The organism is Streptomyces sp. NPDC026377, from assembly GCF_055567715.1.
This window is the reverse complement of sequence record NZ_JBVHPV010000019.1, coordinates 29,339-47,508: the sequence shown is the minus strand read 5'-3', so window position 1 is coordinate 47,508 and position 18,170 is coordinate 29,339. Positions and strand designations below refer to the sequence as shown.

General features: G+C 73.2%; 15 protein-coding genes. 7 read left to right on the top strand and 8 right to left on the bottom strand.

Annotated elements, in window-relative coordinates; translation table 11 throughout:
- Positions 1–203: 203 nt before the first annotated feature.
- Positions 204–1,937, top strand: a complete 1,734-nt coding sequence (locus tag ACZ4MU_RS29800) for an ABC transporter ATP-binding protein (protein WP_467882423.1) — start codon at positions 204–206, stop codon at positions 1,935–1,937.
- Positions 1,934–3,859, top strand: a complete 1,926-nt coding sequence (locus tag ACZ4MU_RS29795; protein WP_467882421.1) for an ABC transporter ATP-binding protein — start codon at positions 1,934–1,936, stop codon at positions 3,857–3,859. The genes ACZ4MU_RS29800 and ACZ4MU_RS29795 overlap by 4 nt, the downstream gene beginning before the upstream one ends.
- A gap of 54 nt (positions 3,860–3,913) precedes the next feature.
- Here ACZ4MU_RS29795 and ACZ4MU_RS29790 read toward each other — a convergent pair whose 3' ends face one another.
- The 5 genes from ACZ4MU_RS29790 to ACZ4MU_RS29770 form a co-directional block, all read right to left on the bottom strand.
- On the bottom strand, positions 3,914–5,146 hold the full coding sequence (locus ACZ4MU_RS29790; RefSeq protein ID WP_467882420.1) for an RNA polymerase sigma factor: 1,233 nt from the start codon (positions 5,144–5,146) through the stop codon (positions 3,914–3,916).
- 184 nt (positions 5,147–5,330) lie between these two features.
- On the bottom strand, positions 5,331–7,220 hold the full coding sequence (gene dnaG, locus ACZ4MU_RS29785) for a DNA primase (protein ID WP_467882418.1): 1,890 nt from the start codon (positions 7,218–7,220) through the stop codon (positions 5,331–5,333).
- A 152-nt stretch (positions 7,221–7,372) separates the two neighbouring features.
- Complete coding sequence (locus tag ACZ4MU_RS29780; RefSeq protein WP_467882417.1) at positions 7,373–8,647, bottom strand: NAD(P)/FAD-dependent oxidoreductase; 1,275 nt, start codon at positions 8,645–8,647, stop codon at positions 7,373–7,375.
- 179 nt (positions 8,648–8,826) lie between these two features.
- Positions 8,827–10,128 carry a deoxyguanosinetriphosphate triphosphohydrolase gene (locus ACZ4MU_RS29775; protein WP_467882416.1) on the bottom strand — a complete coding sequence of 434 codons (1,302 nt, stop codon included), beginning with the start codon at positions 10,126–10,128 and terminating at the stop codon, positions 8,827–8,829.
- A gap of 46 nt (positions 10,129–10,174) precedes the next feature.
- The gene (locus tag ACZ4MU_RS29770; RefSeq protein WP_467882415.1) at positions 10,175–11,092 is read right to left on the bottom strand and encodes a sirohydrochlorin chelatase; all 918 of its coding nucleotides are present in this window, start codon (positions 11,090–11,092) and stop codon (positions 10,175–10,177) included.
- A gap of 179 nt (positions 11,093–11,271) precedes the next feature.
- Here ACZ4MU_RS29770 and ACZ4MU_RS29765 point away from each other — a divergent pair, with 179 nt between their 5' ends.
- Positions 11,272–11,961 carry a SanA/YdcF family protein gene (locus ACZ4MU_RS29765; protein ID WP_467882413.1) on the top strand — a complete coding sequence of 230 codons (690 nt, stop codon included), beginning with the start codon at positions 11,272–11,274 and terminating at the stop codon, positions 11,959–11,961.
- On the opposite strand, the gene ACZ4MU_RS29760 is transcribed toward ACZ4MU_RS29765, so the two are convergent.
- Together ACZ4MU_RS29760 and cutA are read right to left on the bottom strand one after the other, a co-directional pair.
- Positions 11,891–12,406, bottom strand: a complete 516-nt coding sequence (locus ACZ4MU_RS29760) for a gamma-glutamylcyclotransferase family protein (protein WP_467882411.1) — start codon at positions 12,404–12,406, stop codon at positions 11,891–11,893. The genes ACZ4MU_RS29765 and ACZ4MU_RS29760 overlap by 71 nt on opposite strands.
- The gene (cutA, locus tag ACZ4MU_RS29755; protein ID WP_467882410.1) at positions 12,403–12,726 is read right to left on the bottom strand and encodes a divalent-cation tolerance protein CutA; all 324 of its coding nucleotides are present in this window, start codon (positions 12,724–12,726) and stop codon (positions 12,403–12,405) included. The genes ACZ4MU_RS29760 and cutA overlap by 4 nt, the downstream gene beginning before the upstream one ends.
- A gap of 847 nt (positions 12,727–13,573) precedes the next feature.
- On the opposite strand from cutA, the gene ACZ4MU_RS29750 reads away from it, so the two are divergent.
- Positions 13,574–15,229 (top strand): M4 family metallopeptidase, encoded by a 1,656-nt coding sequence (locus ACZ4MU_RS29750; protein ID WP_467882408.1) that lies wholly within the window; start codon positions 13,574–13,576, stop codon positions 15,227–15,229.
- Positions 15,230–15,262: 33 nt separating this feature from the next.
- On the opposite strand, the gene ACZ4MU_RS29745 is transcribed toward ACZ4MU_RS29750, so the two are convergent.
- A complete protein-coding gene (locus ACZ4MU_RS29745; protein ID WP_467882406.1) occupies positions 15,263–15,886 on the bottom strand; it encodes an NADPH-dependent FMN reductase in 624 nt (207 codons plus the stop codon).
- Between the two features lie 57 nt (positions 15,887–15,943).
- Between ACZ4MU_RS29745 and ACZ4MU_RS29740 the strand changes: the two genes are divergently transcribed.
- From ACZ4MU_RS29740 to ACZ4MU_RS29730, 3 genes are all read left to right on the top strand, one after another.
- Positions 15,944–16,723 (top strand): aminotransferase class IV family protein, encoded by a 780-nt coding sequence (locus ACZ4MU_RS29740; RefSeq protein WP_467882405.1) that lies wholly within the window; start codon positions 15,944–15,946, stop codon positions 16,721–16,723.
- Between the two features lie 134 nt (positions 16,724–16,857).
- On the top strand, positions 16,858–17,448 hold the full coding sequence (locus ACZ4MU_RS29735; protein WP_467882403.1) for a hypothetical protein: 591 nt from the start codon (positions 16,858–16,860) through the stop codon (positions 17,446–17,448).
- 6 nt (positions 17,449–17,454) lie between these two features.
- On the top strand, positions 17,455–18,165 hold the full coding sequence (locus ACZ4MU_RS29730; RefSeq protein ID WP_467882402.1) for a class F sortase: 711 nt from the start codon (positions 17,455–17,457) through the stop codon (positions 18,163–18,165).
- Positions 18,166–18,170: the final 5 nt, after the last annotated feature.

The following is an 18,170-nucleotide window of genomic DNA, read 5'->3' as shown; positions in this document are numbered from 1 at the left end:
CCGAGCGGCAGGTTCCGGTCATCGGGCGCGGAAATCGAGCCGTACGGGGTGATTCCCGGTGCGGTGCCTTGACTGCGCCGGAGGTCCGTCCTTGACTCATCCTTTTGACTCGCCCTTGGCTTAATCGCTTGAGGTTCCAGGGGCGGAGTGTCGCAAGATGGGGGGTCGAACCCCTCGATCTTGCCGACCCGGAGAGCCTTCACGTGCTCATACGTCTCCTGCGGACCCATCTGGTTCCGTACAAGAAACCGATCGCGCTCCTGGTGCTGCTCCAGCTGCTCCAGACCTGCGCGACCCTCTATCTGCCGACCCTGAACGCCGACATCATCGACAACGGTGTCGTCGACGGGGACACCGGCTACATCCTGGAGTTCGGCGGCATCATGATCGCCGTCAGCCTCGTCCAGGTGGTCTGCAACGTCGGCGCCGTCTACTTCGGCGCGCGCACCGCCGCGGCCCTGGGCCGGGACATGCGCGCGGCCGTCTTCGCGCGGGTGCAGTCGTTCTCCGCGCGTGAGGTGGGCCACTTCGGGGCGCCGTCCCTGATCACCCGGACCACCAACGACGTGCAGCAGGTCCAGATGCTGACGCTGATGTCGTTCACGCTGATGGTCTCGGCGCCGATCATGTGCGTCGGCGGCATCGTCATGGCGCTCGGCCAGGACGTGCCGCTCTCCGCGGTGCTGCTCGCCGTGGTGCCGGTGCTCGGCATCTGCGTCTCGTTGATCGTGCGGAGGATGCGGCCGCTGTTCCGCACCATGCAGACCCGCCTGGACACGGTGAACCGCGTGCTGCGCGAGCAGATCACCGGCAACCGCGTGATCCGGGCGTTCGTGAAGGACGACTACGAGAAGGGCCGCTTCAAGGGCGCCAACACCGAGCTGACCGACGTCTCGCTCGGCACCGGCCGGCTGATGGCGCTGATGTTCCCGACCGTGATGACCGTGGTGAACGTCTCCTCGGTGGCCGTGGTGTGGTTCGGCGCCCACCGGATCGACAGCGGCTCCCTCCAGATCGGCCAGCTCACCGCGTTCCTCACGTATCTGATGCAGATCGTGATGGCCGTGATGATGGCCACCTTCATGTTCATGATGGTGCCGCGCGCCGAGGTCTGCGCCGAGCGCATCGAGGAGGTCCTTTCCACCGACACCAGTGTGGTGCCGCCGAAGGCCCCCGTGCGCGAGCTGCGCCGCAGCGGCCATCTGGAGGTCCGCGGCGCCGACTTCACCTATCCCGGCGCCGAGGAGTCCGTGCTCAAGGGGGTGGACCTGGTGGCCCGTCCCGGTGAGACCACCGCGGTCATCGGGTCGACCGGCAGCGGCAAGTCGACGCTGCTCGGGCTCGTCCCGAGGCTGTTCGACGTGACGGGTGGCTCGGTCCTGGTGGACGGCGAGGACGTGCGCGGGATCGATCCCGCCCTGCTCGCCAGGACGGTGTCGATGGTGCCGCAGAAGCCGTACCTCTTCTCCGGGACCGTCGCCACGAATCTGCGGTACGGCAATCCCGACGCCACCGACGAGGAGCTCTGGCACGCCCTGGAGGTCGCCCAGGCCAAGGAGTTCGTCGCCAGGTTGGAGGGCGGGCTCAACGCGCCGATCGCGCAGGGCGGCACCAATGTCTCCGGCGGCCAGCGCCAGCGGCTCGCCATCGCGCGGACCCTGGTGCAGCGCCCGGAGATCTACCTCTTCGACGACTCCTTCTCTGCGCTCGACTACGCCACCGACGCGGCCCTGCGGGCGGCGCTGCTGCGCGAGACACGCGAGGCGACCGTCGTGATCGTGGCCCAGCGGGTCTCCACGATCCGCGACGCCGACCGGATCGTCGTCCTGGACGAGGGCCGGGTCGTCGGCACCGGCCGCCACCACGAGCTGATGGCCGAGAACGAGACTTACCGGGAGATCGTGCTCTCCCAGCTGACGGAGGCCGAGGCGGCATGAGCGGAAACATGGCCCGGATGATGGGCCAGGGCGACGGCAAACGCTCGATGGACTTCAAGGGTTCGTCGAAGCGGCTGCTGCGGCAGCTCGCGCCGGAGAGGGGCACGCTCTGGGTGATGCTCGTGGCCGCGGTGCTCAGCGTGGGGCTCTCGGTGGTCGGGCCCAAGGTCCTCGGCAAGGCGACCGACCTGGTCTTCGCGGGAGTCGTCGGCCGGCAGATGCCGGAGGGGACCACCAAGGAGCAGACGCTCCAGCGGCTGCGCGACAAGGGCGACGGCGGTCTCGCCGACATGCTCTCCGGGGTGCGCTTCACCCCCGGCCACGGCATCGACTTCGGTTCGGTCGGCCGGGTGCTGCTGGTGGCGCTCGCGGTGTACGTGGGCGCGGGGCTGCTGATGCTGGTGGCGACCCGGCTCTCCAACCGGGCGATCAACCGTACGGTGTTCCGGATCCGCGAGCAGGTGCAGGCGAAGCTGTCACGGCTGCCGCTGTCCTACTTCGACCGCGCCAAGCGCGGTGAGGTGCTCAGCCGGGCGACCAACGACATCGACAACATCTCGCAGACGATGCAGCAGACGATGGGCCAGCTCATCAACTCCCTGCTCACCATCGTCGGCGTACTGGCGATGATGTTCTGGATCTCGCCGCTGCTGGCGCTGGTGGCGCTGGCGACCGTACCGCTGTCGGTGTTCGTCGCGACGAGGATCGGCAAGCGGTCGCAGCCGCAGTTCGTGCAGCAGTGGAAGACCACGGGCCGGCTCAACGCGCATGTGGAGGAGATGTACACCGGGCACACCCTGGTGAAGGTCTTCGGGCGCCAGGAGGAGTCGGCGCGGCAGTTCGACGAGCAGAACGAGGCGCTGTACGAGGCCGGGTTCCGGGCGCAGTTCAACAGCGGGGTGATGCAGCCGCTGATGATGTTCATCTCGAACCTGAACTATGTGCTGGTCGCGGTGGTCGGCGGGCTGCGGGTCGCCTCGGGCGCGCTGTCCATCGGCGATGTGCAGGCCTTCATCCAGTACTCGCGGCAGTTCTCGATGCCGCTCACCCAGGTCGCCTCGATGGCGAACCTGGTGCAGTCGGGCGTCGCCTCCGCCGAGCGGATCTTCGAGCTGCTCGACGCGGACGAGGAGGAGCCGGACGCGGAGTCGGCCGAGCGGCCGGTGGAGCGGCGCGGCGCGGTGACCCTGGAGAAGGTGGCGTTCCGGTACGACCCGGAGAAGCCGCTCATCGAGGACCTGTCGCTGAAGGTCGAGCCCGGGCAGACGGTCGCGATCGTCGGTCCCACGGGCGCGGGCAAGACGACGCTGGTCAATCTGCTGATGCGGTTCTACGAGGTGACGGACGGGCGGATCACCCTGGACGGGGTGGACGCGGCCCGGATGTCGCGCCGGGAGCTGCGCTCGGGCATCGGCATGGTGCTCCAGGACACCTGGCTGTTCGGCGGCACCATCGCGGACAACATCGCCTACGGCGCGGACCGGCCGGTGACCCGCGAGGAGATCGAGGAGGCGGCCCGGGCGGCGCACGCGGACCGGTTCGTCCGGACGCTGCCGGACGGGTACGACACGGTCATCGACGACGAGGGCACGGGGGTGAGCGCGGGCGAGAAGCAGCTGATCACCATCGCCCGGGCGTTCCTGTCCGACCCGGTGATCCTGGTCCTCGACGAGGCGACGAGCTCCGTGGACACCCGCACGGAGGTGCTGATCCAGAAGGCTATGGCGCGGCTGGCCCATGGGCGTACGTCGTTCGTGATCGCGCACCGGCTCTCCACCATCCGGGACGCCGACGTCATCCTCGTGATGGAGAACGGGGCGATCGTGGAGCAGGGCACGCACGACGAACTGCTGGCCGCCGAGGGCGCCTACGCACGGCTGTACGCGGCGCAGTTCGCGCAGGCGGTGGCGGAGGTCGACTGAGAGCCGGTCCGGCGCCGGGGCTCCGCCTGTGCCCGCCCGGGCTCGGGCGGAGCCTCAGTCCAGATAACCCCTCAGCTGGTCCGCGAAGGCGTGGTCGCGGAGCTTGTTGAGGGTCTTGGACTCGATCTGGCGGATGCGTTCGCGGGTGACGCCGAAGATGCGGCCGATCTCCTCCAGCGTGCGCGGGCGCCCGTCCGCGAGCCCGTAGCGCAACTGCACCACCTTGCGTTCGCGCTCGCCCAGCGTGGACAGCACGGCCTCCAGGTGCTCGCGCAGCAGCAGGAAGGCCGCCGACTCCACGGGAGACGCCGCGTCGCCGTCCTCGATGAGGTCGCCGAGCGCCACGTCGTCCTCCTCGCCCACGGGCGCGTGCAGCGAGACCGGCTCCTGGGCGAGCCGGAGCACCTCGCTCACGCGCTCGGGCGCCAGGTCGAGATGGGCGGCGACCTCCTCGGGCGTCGGCTCGTAGCCGCGCTCCTGGAGCATCCGGCGCTGCACCCGCACCACGCGGTTGATCAGCTCCACCACATGGACGGGGACGCGGATGGTGCGGGCCTGGTCGGCGAGCGCGCGGGACATGGCCTGGCGGATCCACCACGTCGCGTACGTGGAGAACTTGTAGCCGCGCGCGTAGTCGAACTTCTCGACCGCGCGGATCAGTCCGAGGTTCCCCTCCTGCACCAGGTCGAGCATGGTGAGCCCGCGCCCCACATAGCGCTTGGCGACGGAGACGACCAGGCGCAGGTTCGCCTCGATGAGCCGGCGTTTGGCCATCCGGCCCATGACCACCAACTTGTCGAGGTCGACGGCGAGTTGGGAGTCCGGGTCCGGGGTTCCGGCGAGCTTCTCCTCGGCGAACAGGCCCGCCTCCACCCGGCGCGCCAGCTCGACCTCCTCCGCGGCGGTGAGCAGCGGGATGCGGCCGATCTCGCGCAGGTACTGGCGGAACAGGTCGGACGAGGGGCCGCCGGTGTCGGCGCGGCCCGGCACCCGCTCGGGCGGCTCGGGCACCTCCACCACGTCGTCGACGAGTTCGACGGGGGGCGCCTCGGCCTCGGGGTGGAGCACGGCCCGGGTCTGCGGGGGCACGGTGGCCACGACGTCGTTGTCGGTCAGGGTCTGGGTCTGCACGGGGGCGACCTCCAGGGTGATCGCTGCCGGATCGGGGGCGTGCGGCAGCGGGACGGGGGCGGCCGGGCCGCTGTCCGTCCCGTACACGATGAGCGGATCCGCGGGGATGTGGTACCCACCTTCGGTGGGCCGGCCGCGCTCCGAGGACTCAGGCACCGCCCCCAGTGTGGGGTACGACACATCTCCGCCACGAGGGGCGTGCGGTGACTTTTTGAAGCCGGTCCGTGACCGGGCGGTTACCTCTGTGGCAGCGGACGCGCGCCGTGCTGCCGGGGTCCGGGTACCCCGCGGGGGCCCGGTCAGTCCGGCCGGACGCGCCCGAGCGGGCCGCGCCCGGGGCTCAGAGGGCTTCCGAGCCCCGGTTGCGCAGCGCCTGGCCGTACTGCTGGAGGACCCACAACTCGTTCTGTACGGCGGCCAGTCGCTCGGGGTCGCCGTTCTGCCCGAGGCGGGCGAGCGTGCCCTGGATGTCGAGGAGGCGGCGGTCGACGGCGCGCCGGCGGACGGCGACGAGCTGCTCGCCCGCGTACGCCTCGTCGACCACGCGGGCGTGGACGGCCTCCACGGCGAGCTCGGTGACCAGGGCGCGGACCGTGTCGTTGGGCGCGGACTCCATGACGGCCTGGAGGTAGTCGGAGGGGGCGTCCGTGGCGCCGCCGGCGTCCATGATGCACTGGCGCACCGCCGCGTACGGCGGGGCCGTGAACTCGTCCACTCCGTACGCGTCGAAGGCCGGGGAGACCAGGTGCGGGTGCTGGAGGGCGAGCTTGAGGAGCTCGCGCTCGGTGCGGTGGGCGGGGCTGCGCAGGTTCAGGGCGGGGCCGGAGGAGGCGGCCGGGGCCAGCGCCTCCCCGTACGGGCGGCCGCGGTCCGGGGCCGGGCCCTTGCCGCCCCGGTCGCGGGCCCAACGGGCCAGCTGGGCCACGCGCTTGACGACGAACTGGGTGTCCAGGATGCCGAGGATGCCGGCCAGCTGGACGGCCACCTCGTGCTGGGAGGCGACGTTCTTGATGCGGGCCACGATCGGGGCGGCCTCGTCGAGGGCGGCGGCGCGGCCCGCCGGGGTCTCCAGGTCGTAGCGCCGCACGATCTGGCGGATGGCGAACTCGAAGAGCGGGGTGCGGGGCTGGACCAGGTCCGCGACCGCCTCGTTGCCCTTGGCCAGGCGCAGTTCGCAGGGGTCCATGCCGTCGGGGGCGATGGCGATGTAGGTCTCGGCGGCGAACTTCTGGTCGTCCTCGAAGGCGCGCAGGGCGGCCTTCTGGCCCGCCGCGTCGCCGTCGAAGGTGAAGATCACGCGCGCGCTGCCGTTGTCCATCAGGAGCCTGCGCAGGATCTTGATGTGGTCGCCGCCGAAGGCCGTGCCGCAGGTGGCGATGGCGGTGGTCACCCCGGCGAGGTGACAGGCCATCACATCGGTGTAGCCCTCGACGACCACGGCGCGGCTGGACTTGGCGATGTCCTTCTTGGCCAGGTCGATCCCGTACAGGACCTGCGACTTCTTGTAGATCGCGGTCTCGGGGGTGTTGAGGTACTTGGGGCCGTTGTCGTCGTCGCGGAGCTTGCGGGCGCCGAAGCCGACCACTTCGCCGGAGACGTCGCGGATCGGCCACATCAGGCGGCCGCGGAAGCGGTCGATGGGGCCGCGGCGGCCCTCCTGGGAGAGCCCGGAGAGGGTCAGCTCCTTGTCGCTGAAGCCCTTGCCGCGCAGGAAGCGGGTGAGGTGGTCCCAGCCGGCCGGGCTGTAGCCGACGCCGAAGTGGGCGGCGGCGGCCTGGTCGAAGCCGCGCTCGGCGAGGAACTTGCGGCCGATCTCGGCCTCGGGGCTGGTGCCCAGCTGCTCGATGTAGAACTGCGCGGCGGCCTTGTGGGCCTCGACCAGGCGGATGCGCTCGCCGCGCTGGTGGGAGGGGTTGTAGCCGCCCTCCTCGTACCGCAGGGTGATGCCGGCGGTGGCGGCCAGGCGCTCGACGGCCTCGGAGAACGACAGGTGGTCGATCTTCCGGACGAAGGCGATCGTGTCGCCGCCCTCCTGGCAGCCGAAGCAGTGGAAGAGGCCCTTGCTGGGGCTGACCTGGAAGGACGGGGACTTCTCGTCGTGGAAGGGGCACAGGCCCTTGAGGTTGCCGCCGCCCGCGTTGCGCAACTGGAGGTACTCGGACACGACGGCGTCGATCGGGACCGCGTCCCGGACCGCCTTCACGTCGTCATCGTTGATCCTGCCTGCCACGCGGCAAGTCTACGGGGCGGGGAGGACAGTGCCCGGCGCCCGTCACCGCCCGGCCGGGGGTCCGGGGGTCGCCCCCGGGAGAGACCGCCGGGGCGGGGAGGACAGTGCCCGGCGCCGCCCGGCCGGGGGCCCGGGCGGCGTGGGGCCGGGGGTCAGGGCCTCGTCACGTCGGTCAGGGGGATTGACGGGTCCGCCAGGCGGTCCGGGTCGACCTGGACGCCCTTCGTGCCCGCCCTGATCAGGTCCTGGATCGCCTCTGTGACGTCCCACACGTTCACGTTCATCCCCGCCAGCACCCGCCGCTCGCTCAGCCAGAAGGCGATGAACTCGCGCTTGCCCGCGTCGCCCCTGATCACCACCTGGTCGTAGCTTCCGGGGGGCGCCCAGCCCGAGTACTCCAGGCCCAGGTCGTACTGGTCGGAGAAGAAGTACGGCACCCGGTCGTAACTGGTCTCCTGGCCCAGCATCGCGCGCGCCGCGGCCGGGCCGCCGTTGAGGGCGTTGGCCCAGTGCTCCACCCGCAGCCGGGTGTCGAGCAGCGGGTGGTGGGCCGCGGCCACGTCGCCCGCGGCGAAGATGTCCGGGTCGGAGGTGCGCAGCGAGGCGTCGACCGCGACCCCGCCGCCGTGCGCGCGGTCGACGAGCGCGAGCCCGGCGGACTCGGCGAGCGCGGTGCGCGGCGCCGCCCCGATCGCGGCGAGCACGTCGTGCGCCGGGTGCTCCTCGCCGTCGTCGGTGCGGGCGGCGAGGACCATGCCGTCCTGGCCGACGATCTCGGTGAGCCGCGCGCCGAAGTGGAAGCGGACGCCGTGACCGGCGTGCAGCTCGGTGAAGATCTGGCCGAGCTCGGGGCCGATGACCTGGTGCAGCGGGGTCTGCTCGGGCTCGACGACGGTGACCTCGGCGCCGTACCCGCGCGCGGCGGCGGCGACCTCCAGGCCGATCCAGCCCGCCCCCGCGATCACCAGGTGGCCGTTGTCGCGGCCGAGGGCCTTGAGCGTGTTGCGCAGCCGCTCGGAGTGGGCGAGGCGGCGCAGATGGTGGACGCCCGCCAGGTCGGTGCCGGGGATGTCCAGGCGGCGGGGCTCGGAGCCGGTGACGAGCAGCAGCTTGTCGTAGCCGATGACGGTGCCGTCGCCCAGGCGGACGGTCCTGGCCTCGCGGTCGATGGCGGTGACGGTCTGGCCGAGGTGGAGCTCGATGTCGTTCCGCGCGTACCAGCCGGGTTCGTGGACGAAGACGCTGTCGCGCTCCTCCTTGCCGGAGAGGAGGCCCTTGGACAGGGGAGGCCGTTCGTAGGGGTGCTCCCGCTCGTCGCCGATGAGGATCACCCGGCCGTTGAACCCCTCGGCGCGCAGGGTCTCGGCGGCCTTGGCCCCGGCCAGTCCTCCACCGACAATGACAAATGTCCGGTCTGCGTCGACCACTTGATGCCTCCTCGTTGCTCAGCCGCCATCTGCGAGCGTCCCGCACGGAGCGTGATGGGGGAAGAGGGCTTGCTCCGTTGGGGGCGCCGAGTGGCCGGGCTTGATCGGTGCGTCGTACGTAGGGAAAGACGAAGGGAATACGGCGGGATCACGTCCGGGAAAGGGCGCCGCGCCGCCGCTCAGCGGCGCGGACCGGTGAGTCTGGCGTGCAGGGACAGGGCCGCCGCGTCCGTCAGGGACGCGATCTGGTCGACGATGACCCGCTTGCGGGCCCGGTCGTCACCGGCCGCGGCGAAGAGCGCGCGGAACTGCGGGTCGAGCCCGTCCGCCGGAGCGCGCGCCGTGAGCGCTTCGGCCAGTTCGGCCAGAATGACGCGCTGGTCGGCGCGGAGCCGCTCCTGTTCGTCGCGCTGCATCACATAGCGGACGGCCACCGCCTTGAGCACCGCGCACTCGTTGCGCGCGGCGCGCGGCACCACCAGCTCCGCCCCGTACCTGCTCAGCCGGCCCGCGCCCCAGCGCTCGCGGGTCGCGCCCTCTGCGGCCAGGCAGAACCGGCCGATGAGCTGGCTGGTGGCGTCCTTCAGGCGGGCCTGGGCGACCGCCGAGCCGTCGTACCCGTGCGGCCACCACTCCTCGTCCATCAGCCGGTCCAGCGCGGCCGCGAGCTCCTGGGGGTCGGTGCCGGCCGGCACGTACCGCCCGATGGCCACGCGCCAGATGTCCTCTCGCTCGGGCTCGGAGAAGAGCAGGTTGGGGTCGATGTGGCCGGCGTGCAGCCCGTCCTCGAAGTCGTGGACGCAGTACGCCACGTCGTCGGCCCAGTCCATGACCTGGGCCTCGAAGCACTGGCGGTCGGCCACGGCGCCCTCGCGGACCCAGTCGAAGACCGGCAGGTCGTCCTCGTAGACCCCGAACTTCACGGACTGCGGGTCGGTGGGGTGACCGCCGCGCGGCCAGGGGTACTTGGTGGCCGCGTCCAGGGCGGCCCGGGTGAGGTTGAGGCCGACGCTGACCGCCTCGCCGCTCTCCTCGTCGCGCATGAAACGCTTGGGTTCGAGGCGGGTGAGCAGGCGCAGCGACTGGGCGTTGCCCTCGAAGCCGCCGCAGTCCTTGGCGAAGTCGTTGAGCGCCTGTTCGCCGTTGTGCCCGAAGGGCGGGTGGCCCATGTCGTGCGCGAGGCAGGCCGCCTCGACGAGGTCGGGGTCGCAGCCGAGGGCCGCGCCGAGCTCGCGGCCGACCTGGGCGCACTCCAGGGAGTGGGTGAGCCGGGTGCGCGGGCTGGCGTCCCAGAGGCGGCCGGTCCCACCGGGCGTGACGACCTGCGTCTTGCCCGCCAGCCGGCGCAGCGCCCCGGAGTGCAGCACGCGTGCGCGGTCGCGCTGGAAGGCGGTGCGGCCGGGTCGTTTGTCCGGTTCCGCGGCCCACCGTTCGACGTCGGTCGGCTCGTATCCGGGGTGGTGTGCTGCGATGCCTTCCATGCACCGACAGTAAACGGAACCACTGACAAGCGGACGGGGCGGGTGCTCAGGCCGTGGCGAGTGCGCGGGGCGGGGAGGCGAACGGGGCCGCGGCGAGCGCCTGGTCGTAGCGGTGCAGGACGAGGCGGGCGACGGCCGGGTGGGCGCCGAGCGGGGCGGCGGCGACCCCGCGCGCGTGGGCGGCGCTCTGGGTGGCGAACCGGCCGGGCGCGGTGAAGTACGAGGCGATCGCGACCCGGTGGCAGCCGCGCGCGGCGAGCGCACGCAGCGCCTCGGGGACGGTGGGGGCGGCGGCCGAGGCGTAGGCGGGCAGCACCGGTACGCCGAGGCGGTCGGCGAGCAGCGCGGCGGTGCGGCGGGTGTCGGCGGCCGACTGGGGGTCGCGCGATCCGGCCCCGGCGAGCACCACCGCCCGCCCGCCACGCGCGCGTGGGTCCTCGTCCCATCCGGCCTCGACGAGCCGCTCGTACAGCGCCTCGACGAGCATCGGGTGCGGTCCGAGCGGCCGGGCGATACGGGTGCGCAGCCGCGGGGCGTCGGCGGCGGCGGCCGGGATGTCCTGCTTGACGTGGTAGCCCCGGCTCAGCAGCAGCGGTACGAGGACGGCGTGCCCGGCGCCGAGTCCGGCGAGGGTGTCGGGCAGCGCGGGCTCGTCGATCTCGATGTGGCCGAGCCTCACGTCGAGCCCGGGGCGCAGTTCGCGGACCAGATCGAGCAGGGCGGTGACGGTGCGCAGGGCCCTGGGGTCGCGGCTGCCGTGGGCGACGGCGACCAGGGTGGGCCGGGAGGGGGCCGGCCGGGAGGTCGTGGGCATCGGCTTGCGGCTCCCGTTCAGTCGTACGTGGCTGAGCTGGCTGCCCAGTTGGGCGGCGACGCGGGTGACGAGACCGGCCGTGCTGTCGAGCGGCGGCGACCGGCGGGCGGGCGGGAAGTGCGACCGGGTCTGGGGCTCCGTCTCCGTCATGGACCGATCCTGCCGGGCCCACATTGCCATGTCGTTGCGTCGTGGTGACGAGTGTTTTCCGCCGCCTCACGGGCGCGGGGCGCGCGCGGGGATCTCGTACGAGGGGCGCGGGGGCAGAACCACGCGCCCCCTCCCCCGCGTCCGATCTCCCGTAACACCGTCGACCCCAGGGGGACCCCATGCGTCTGCCGCGCGCCCGCCCACGGATCGCTCTGCCGCGCACCCGCACAGGTCAGCGGCGGGCCGTGCAGGTGGTCGCGGCGCTGTGCACCCTGGCGCTGGCGCCCGCCGCCTGGATGTTCACGGCCGCCGACGGCAAGGTCGGCACGGTGGCGCAGGCGCCCTCGTCCGGCGTCGCGGTGGTGTTCGGGGCCGGGCTGTGGAACGGCGAGCCGTCGCCGTACCTGGCGCACCGCCTCGACGCGGCCGTCGAGCTGTACCGGGCCCGTAAGGTCGGGGCGGTCCTGGTGACCGGGGACAACGGGCGGCCGGAGTACGACGAGCCGGACGCGATGCGCGCCTACCTGGTGGCGCACGGCGTCCCGGACCGGCGGGTGGTGAGCGACTATGCCGGGTTCGACACCTGGGACTCGTGCGTACGCGCCAGAAAGATCTTCGGGGTGGAGCGGGCGGTGCTGGTGAGCCAGGGCTTCCACATCCGGCGGGCGGTCGCGCTGTGCGAGGCCGCGGGGGTGGACTCCTTCGGGGTCGCGGTGGACGCCGTGCACGACGCCACCTGGTACTACGGCGCCACCCGCGAGGTGTTCGCGGCGGGCAAGGCGGCCCTGGACGCCGCCTTCACACCCGGTCCGCGCTTCCTCGGGCCGAAGGAGAGCGGGGTGGCGCGGGCGCTGGCCGGCGGGCGGTGAGCCAGTCGCCGCCGGGCAGCGCGGTGCCTTGCTCGCGCAGCTCCCGGGCGAGCGGGGCCGCCGCCAGGTAGACCCAGGCGCGCGCCGTTGCCCCGCCCGGCAGCTCGGCGGTCCGCTCCACCCGGTCGTACAGGTTGCGGGGGTCGCCCGGGCCGTGGCACTCCTCCAACCGGTCCAGTACGCGCAGGACTTCGGCGTACGCCTCGGGGCGCGGGGTGATCAGCGCGCCGGTGACCACGCCGTCCCCCCGCGTCGCGTACGGATAGCCCGGCCCCTCGTACAGCACCGCTCCGGGCAGCCGCGCGGGGGCCTCGTGGGCGGTACGGCCGGCCAGCAGCCGCAGGTAGTAGCGCTCGCCGGGGCGCAGGGTGCCGTAGACGAAGAACGGCAGACCGGGCCCGGGCCCGGGCCCGGGCCCGGGGGCGGCCGGCGCGCCGGCCCTCACGCCGTCTCCGCGGCGAGCCAGGCCAGGTAGTCGGCGCTGCCGCGCACCACCGGGGTCGCGATGATCTCCGGGGTGTCGTAGGTGTGGGCGGCGAGCAGATGGCGCTCCAGGTCCGCGTAGCGCGCGGCGGCCGTCTTGAACTGGACCCGCCACTCCTCGGCGGTTTCGACGGCGCCCTGCCAGCGGTAGACGGAGGTCACCGGGCCGGTGATCTGCGCGCAGGCGGCGAGACGGGCCTCGACCGCGCCCCGGGCCAGGGCGTCCGCCGCGGCGGGGCTGTCGGTGGTGGTCGTTACGGTCAGGTACTCGGCGGGGGTCACGGGGGCGCTCCCTCGGGGTGGCGGGGCCTCGGCCCGGGTCTTGTCGGACGGCTGGGACCGCGCGTAGGCACGGCTGCCACCCAGTGTCCCGGGTGCCGCGCCGTCCTGGAGGCGGCCCGCCTCAACGCACCCGTGCGGACCTCGGGCCCGGGGGCCGCCATCGGCGCTGCTGTCATCTCCCGCCTGCGGGCCGTGCCTGGCTGAGCGCGCAGTTCCCCGCGCCCCTGGGGGGTTGCCATCGTCGTGCGGGGCCGTGCCCCCGGGGGCCACCGTCTGCGTTACGACGCCCACTCGCCTGCGGGCCGTGCCCGGGGGGCCGCCATCGGCGCTGCTGTCATCTCCCGCCTGCGGACCGTGCCTGGCTGAGCGCGCAGTTCCCCGCGCCCCTGGGGGGCCGCCATCGGCGCCGCTGCACCCACCGGCGTGCGGGCCGCGCCCCGGAGGCCGCCATCTGCGTTGCGGCGCCCACCCGCCTGCGGGCCGTGCCCGGGGGGCCGCCATCGGCGCTGCTGTCATCCCCCGCCTGCGGACCGTGCCTGGCTGAGCGCGCAGTTCCCCGCGCCCCTAAAAGCCCGTGGCCGAGCCAGACGGCCAGGGCGCCCCGGACCCCCTCAGGGGCGCGGGGAACTGCGCGACCAGCCACCCACCACCCGCAGCCGAACGAACACCCCGGTCCCCCTGAAGGGGCGCGGGGAACTGCGCGGCCAGCCGCCCACCACCCGCGGACAACCAACCCCCCACGCACCCCCCACCCCCGCCCTATGGACAGCCCCTGTCATGTCCCCCTAAAACTGATGCGGCATCAGCTTTACCCGAGCCGACCGACCCCCCATGACCGAGGAGCCCGATGAGACCGACACGGAACGCATCGCGCCTCACCACCGCCGGGATAGCCGTCGCGGCCGGCGCCATGATCGCCGCCGCGCTCGCCCCCGCCTCCGCCGTGGCCGAACCCCGGCCCCAGGCCCAGACCCCCTCCAGCGCCCGCACCGCCGCCATCGCCGCCGCCGACAGCGCCGTCGGCGCCCACGCCGCCGCGCTCGCCGTGACCGCCGCGCAGGGCACGTCCGTCAGGGACGTGATCACGGACGCCGACGGCAGCCGGCATGTGCGCTATGACCGCACGTACCGCGGACTGCCCGTCCTCGGCGGCGACTTCGTCGTCCACCTCGCCCCCTCCGGCGCCTACCGCGGCGCCGACCGCGCCGTGGGGAACGACCTCTCGGTACCGACCGTGACCCCCGCGATCCCCGCCCCCCGCGCCGCGGACCTCGCCTCCGCCGAACTGCGCGCCGCCCACAAGGGCCTGACCGGTCTGAAGGCCAGGCCGCAGCTCGTCGTGGACGCCCTGCACGGCACCCCGAAGCTCGTCTGGCGGACCCAGATCGCCGCCCGGGACGCCCGGGGCAACCCCGTCGCGCGCGTGGTCCTCACCGACGCCCGCACCGGCGCCGGGATCGACGGCTGGGACGCCATCGAGACCGCGACCGGCGACGGCCAGTCGCTCTACAGCGGCACCGTGCCGCTGGAGACCACGCTGTCGGGGTCCACGTACCAGCTCAAGGACCCCACCCGCGGCAACACCTACACCGGTGACGCCCAGAACAAGACGGACCTGTGCTTCTTCGGCATCTGCTTCGTGCGGGCGCCCGCCGTCCTGTTCACGGACGCCGACAACCACTGGGGCAACGGTGCCAACACCGACCGCGCCTCGGCAGCCGTGGACGCGCAGTACGGCACCAACACGACCTGGGACTACTACAAGAACGTCCACGGCCGCAACGGCATCGCCGGCGACGGGAAGGGCTCGTACAACCGCGTCCACTACGGCAGCAACTACAACAACGCCTTCTGGGACGACAGCTGCTTCTGCATGACGTACGGCGACGGCGACGGCACCACGTTCGGCCCGCTCGTCGCCCTCGACGTGGCCGGGCACGAGATGTCGCACGGCGTCACTTCCAAGACCGCCGCCCTCACCTACTCCGGTGAGTCCGGCGGCCTCAACGAGGCCACCAGCGACATCATGGGCACCATGGTCGAGTGGTACGCGGGCAACTCCGCCGACCAGGGCGACTACCTCATCGGCGAGAAGATCGTGAAGCCGGGCTTCGGCAAGCCCGCCCTGCGCTTCATGGACAAGCCGTCCACGGACACCAAGTCGGCGGACTGCTGGTACTCGGGCGTCGGCAACCTCGACGTCCACTACTCCTCCGGCGTCGCCAACCACTTCGCCTATCTGCTCTCCGAGGGCAGCGGCGCCAAGGTGATCAACGGCGTCTCGTACAACAGCCCCACCTGCAACGGCTCCACGGTCTCCGGCATCGGCCACGACAAGGTCGGCAAGATCTGGTACCGGGCCCTGACCGTCTACATGACGTCCTCCACCAACTACGCGGCCGCCCGCACGGCGACCCTGAACGCGGCGAAGGACCTGTACGGCAGCGGCAGCGCGGAGCAGAACGCGGTCGCCGCCGCCTGGTCGGCGGTCTCCGTCGGCTGACCCCGGCGCCCCGACCCGTCCGTACGCCGCGGCTCAGGCGGCGTACGGACGGGACTCCTTGGCGTCCCGCAGGGTCCTGCCCCACCAGGCGAGCTGGTCGAGCAGCCGCTTGACGGCGGCCTCGGGACCGGCGGGCTCGCGCAGCTCGCCGTCGGGTTCGAACAGGCCGTGGGCGTGGTGGAAGCTGACCGTGTCCCGGACGGTGACCGCGTGCATCTCGGCGAAGACCGCGCGCAGGTGCTCGACCGCCCGCAGGCCCCCCGACATCCCTCCGTAGGAGACGAAGCCGACCGGCTTGGCCTGCCACTCGACGAAGTGCCAGTCGATGAGGCTCTTCACCGAGGCCGGGAAGGAGTGGTTGTACTCGGGGGTGAGGACCAGGAAGGCGTCCGCCCCGGCGAGCTTCGGCGTGACGGTGTCGAGGACCGCCCTGACCGGTGGCGCCGGATCGTAGGAGAGCGAGGTCGGCAGCCGGGCCCCGGCGAGGTCGACCACCTCCACCGCGAAGTCCTCGCGCTCGCGCAGCCGGGCGAGCAGCCACCGGGCGACGACGGGGCCGAAGCGCCCCTCGCGGTCGGAGCCGAGGACGACGGCGAGGCGCAGAGGGGCGTTGGAAGGGGCGGTGGGCTCCGCGTGGGGAGCGGTGGTGAGGTCCATGCGGAGGAGCGTCACACCTCAAGTTGGCTTCAGGTCAAGTCCGGTTACGGTGGCCCCATGACGAGCCCTCATGTCGAGATCAACGGCCTGCCCGCCGACGCGGTCAGTCTCCGTATCCCCGCCCTGACCGGCAATTACGGCCACTTCACCGCGATGCAGGTACGCGGCGGCCGGGTCCGCGGGCTCGCCCTGCACCTGGCGCGGCTCGACGCGGCGACCCGCGAGCTGTTCGGCACGGGGCTCGACGGGGAGCGGGTCCGCACCCTGGTGCGCCGCGCCCTGGCCGGGGCCGGCGTCGAGGACGCGGCGGTGCGCGTCTATGTGTACGAGCCGGAGGAGGACCCGGCCGTGATGGTGACCGTGCGCCCGCCGGTCGACCTCTCACCCGAGCCCCAGGACCTGCTCTCCGTGCCCTACGAGCGGCCGGTCGCCCACATCAAGCACCTCGGCGGCTTCGCCCAGCGGTACTACGGCCGGGCCGCCGTCCGCCAGGGCCGCACCGACGCGCTGCTGACCGGCCCGGGCGGGGAGATCGCCGAGGGGGCGGTCACCAACATCGCGTTCTGGGACGGCAGCACGGTGGTGTGGCCCGACCGCCCGGCGCTGCGGGGCACCACCATGGCGCTGGTCGAGCAGCGGCTGCCCGCGTACGGCACGGCCACCGCCCGGCGCCCGGTCACCCTGGACGGCCTCGGCGCGTACCGGGCGGCCTTCGTCACCAACTCGCAGGGCATCGCCCCGGTGGCCCGGATCGACGACACCGCCTTCGCCGTGGACACGGAGCTGATGGAGACCCTCCGGCGGCTGTACGCGGAGGTGCCGTGGGACACGGTGTGAGCCGGGGCGCCCGCGCGAACGGGTGACGGGCCGCACCCGGCCGTCACCCGTTCGCCCCCTGCCGGGGGGCGGGCGCCGGCGCGGGCCACTTACCTCGGAGGGAGAAGCACGGCATCCCGCTCCCCGGAGGACCCATGCGTACTGCCCGCCTGCTGACCGGTTCCGCGCTCGCGGCCGCCCTGCTGGGCCTGGGCGGCGCACCCTCGTACGCCAACGACTTCGGCGGGGCGGGCGTGGAGGTCTCGCCGTCGACGGCCGCGCCGGGCGCCACCGTCACCGTGAACACCACCGCGTGCGGCCACGACGGCCATGCCACCGGGGACGCGCGCGCGGTGGGCGACGGGGAGTTCCCGCTGAGCGTCTCCACCCACCGGGAAGTGCTCGCCGGGCAGTTCACCGTGCCCCCCACCGCCCGGTCCGGGACCTTCCAGATCACCGTGGCCTGCGACAACGGCAAGTCCGCGCGGGGTGAACTGACGGTCTCGGGCGGTGGCGAGAACACCTTCCGCGACTGGGGTGAGCACCAGCCCCCGGAGGAGCGCGAGCACCACCCCTCAAAGGAGTGGCAGGAGCCCCGGGGGCATGTGAAGACCGGGCTCGGCGGCAGTACGGCCACCTCCGACCGGACCGAGATCGCGGCCGGGGCGGCCGTTCTGGCGGTCGCCGCCGTCGCCGGCGGGGTGCTGCTGCGCCGCCGGGCCGGCGAGCTGCGCGACCGGGGCTGACCGCTCTTGTCGGCGCGGTCGGCCCAGGCACTGCGGGACGCCCAGGCCGCGCGGCGGCGCAACGGCTGGCTGATATGCGTGGCCGTGTGCGTCGGGGTGTGGCTGCTGCGGCAGGGCACGGAGGCGTCCGAGCCGCCGCGGCCCACGCGCGCGGAGGCGTTCGCCGACGCGGGCACCGGGTCCGCCCCGGCGGGCGGGACCGGCTCGCCCCACGCGCGCGTGGACGGACCCCGCACCGGCGGCGCCCTCGCGGGAGGGGCCCTGCCCCCCGCCGAGCCCGTACGCCTGCGGATCCCGGCGATCCGGGTGGACGCGCCGGTGATCCGGCTCGGCCTCGCCCGGGACGGCTCCCTGGACGTGCCGCGGGACAGCGGCGGCGCGGCCGGGTGGTACAAGGACGGGACCGCGCCGGGGGCCGACGGTACGGCCGTGATGGCCGGGCACGTCGACGACGTCCGGGGGCCCGCCGTCTTCTACGCTCTGGGCGCGCTGAAGAAGGGCAGCCGCGTCGAGGTGGCCCGCGCCGACCGGCGCACGGCCGTCTTCACTGTCGACGCGGTCGAGGTGTATCCGAACGACGCCTTCCCCGACCGGCGTGTGTACGGCCCGGCCGGACGTCCCGAGCTGCGCGTGATCACCTGCGGCGGCGGCTTCAGCGAGAAGACGGGCTACCGGGGGAACGTGGTGGTCTTCGCCCACCTGACCGGGACGGAGTGACCACG

What these genes read in the sequence shown, in the direction of transcription:
- ACZ4MU_RS29795 (WP_467882421.1), top strand. Translation starts at nt 1,934, where the DNA reads ATGAGCGGAAACATGGCCCGGATGATGGGCCAGGGCGACGGCAAACGC.
- ACZ4MU_RS29775 (WP_467882416.1), bottom strand. Translation starts at nt 10,128, where the DNA reads ATGGAAGGCATCGCAGCACACCACCCCGGATACGAGCCGACCGACGTC.
- ACZ4MU_RS29770 (WP_467882415.1), bottom strand. Translation starts at nt 11,092, where the DNA reads ATGACGGAGACGGAGCCCCAGACCCGGTCGCACTTCCCGCCCGCCCGC.
- ACZ4MU_RS29765 (WP_467882413.1), top strand. Translation starts at nt 11,272, where the DNA reads ATGCGTCTGCCGCGCGCCCGCCCACGGATCGCTCTGCCGCGCACCCGC.
- ACZ4MU_RS29750 (WP_467882408.1), top strand. Translation starts at nt 13,574, where the DNA reads ATGAGACCGACACGGAACGCATCGCGCCTCACCACCGCCGGGATAGCC.
- ACZ4MU_RS29745 (WP_467882406.1), bottom strand. Translation starts at nt 15,886, where the DNA reads ATGGACCTCACCACCGCTCCCCACGCGGAGCCCACCGCCCCTTCCAAC.
- ACZ4MU_RS29740 (WP_467882405.1), top strand. Translation starts at nt 15,944, where the DNA reads ATGACGAGCCCTCATGTCGAGATCAACGGCCTGCCCGCCGACGCGGTC.
- ACZ4MU_RS29735 (WP_467882403.1), top strand. Translation starts at nt 16,858, where the DNA reads ATGCGTACTGCCCGCCTGCTGACCGGTTCCGCGCTCGCGGCCGCCCTG.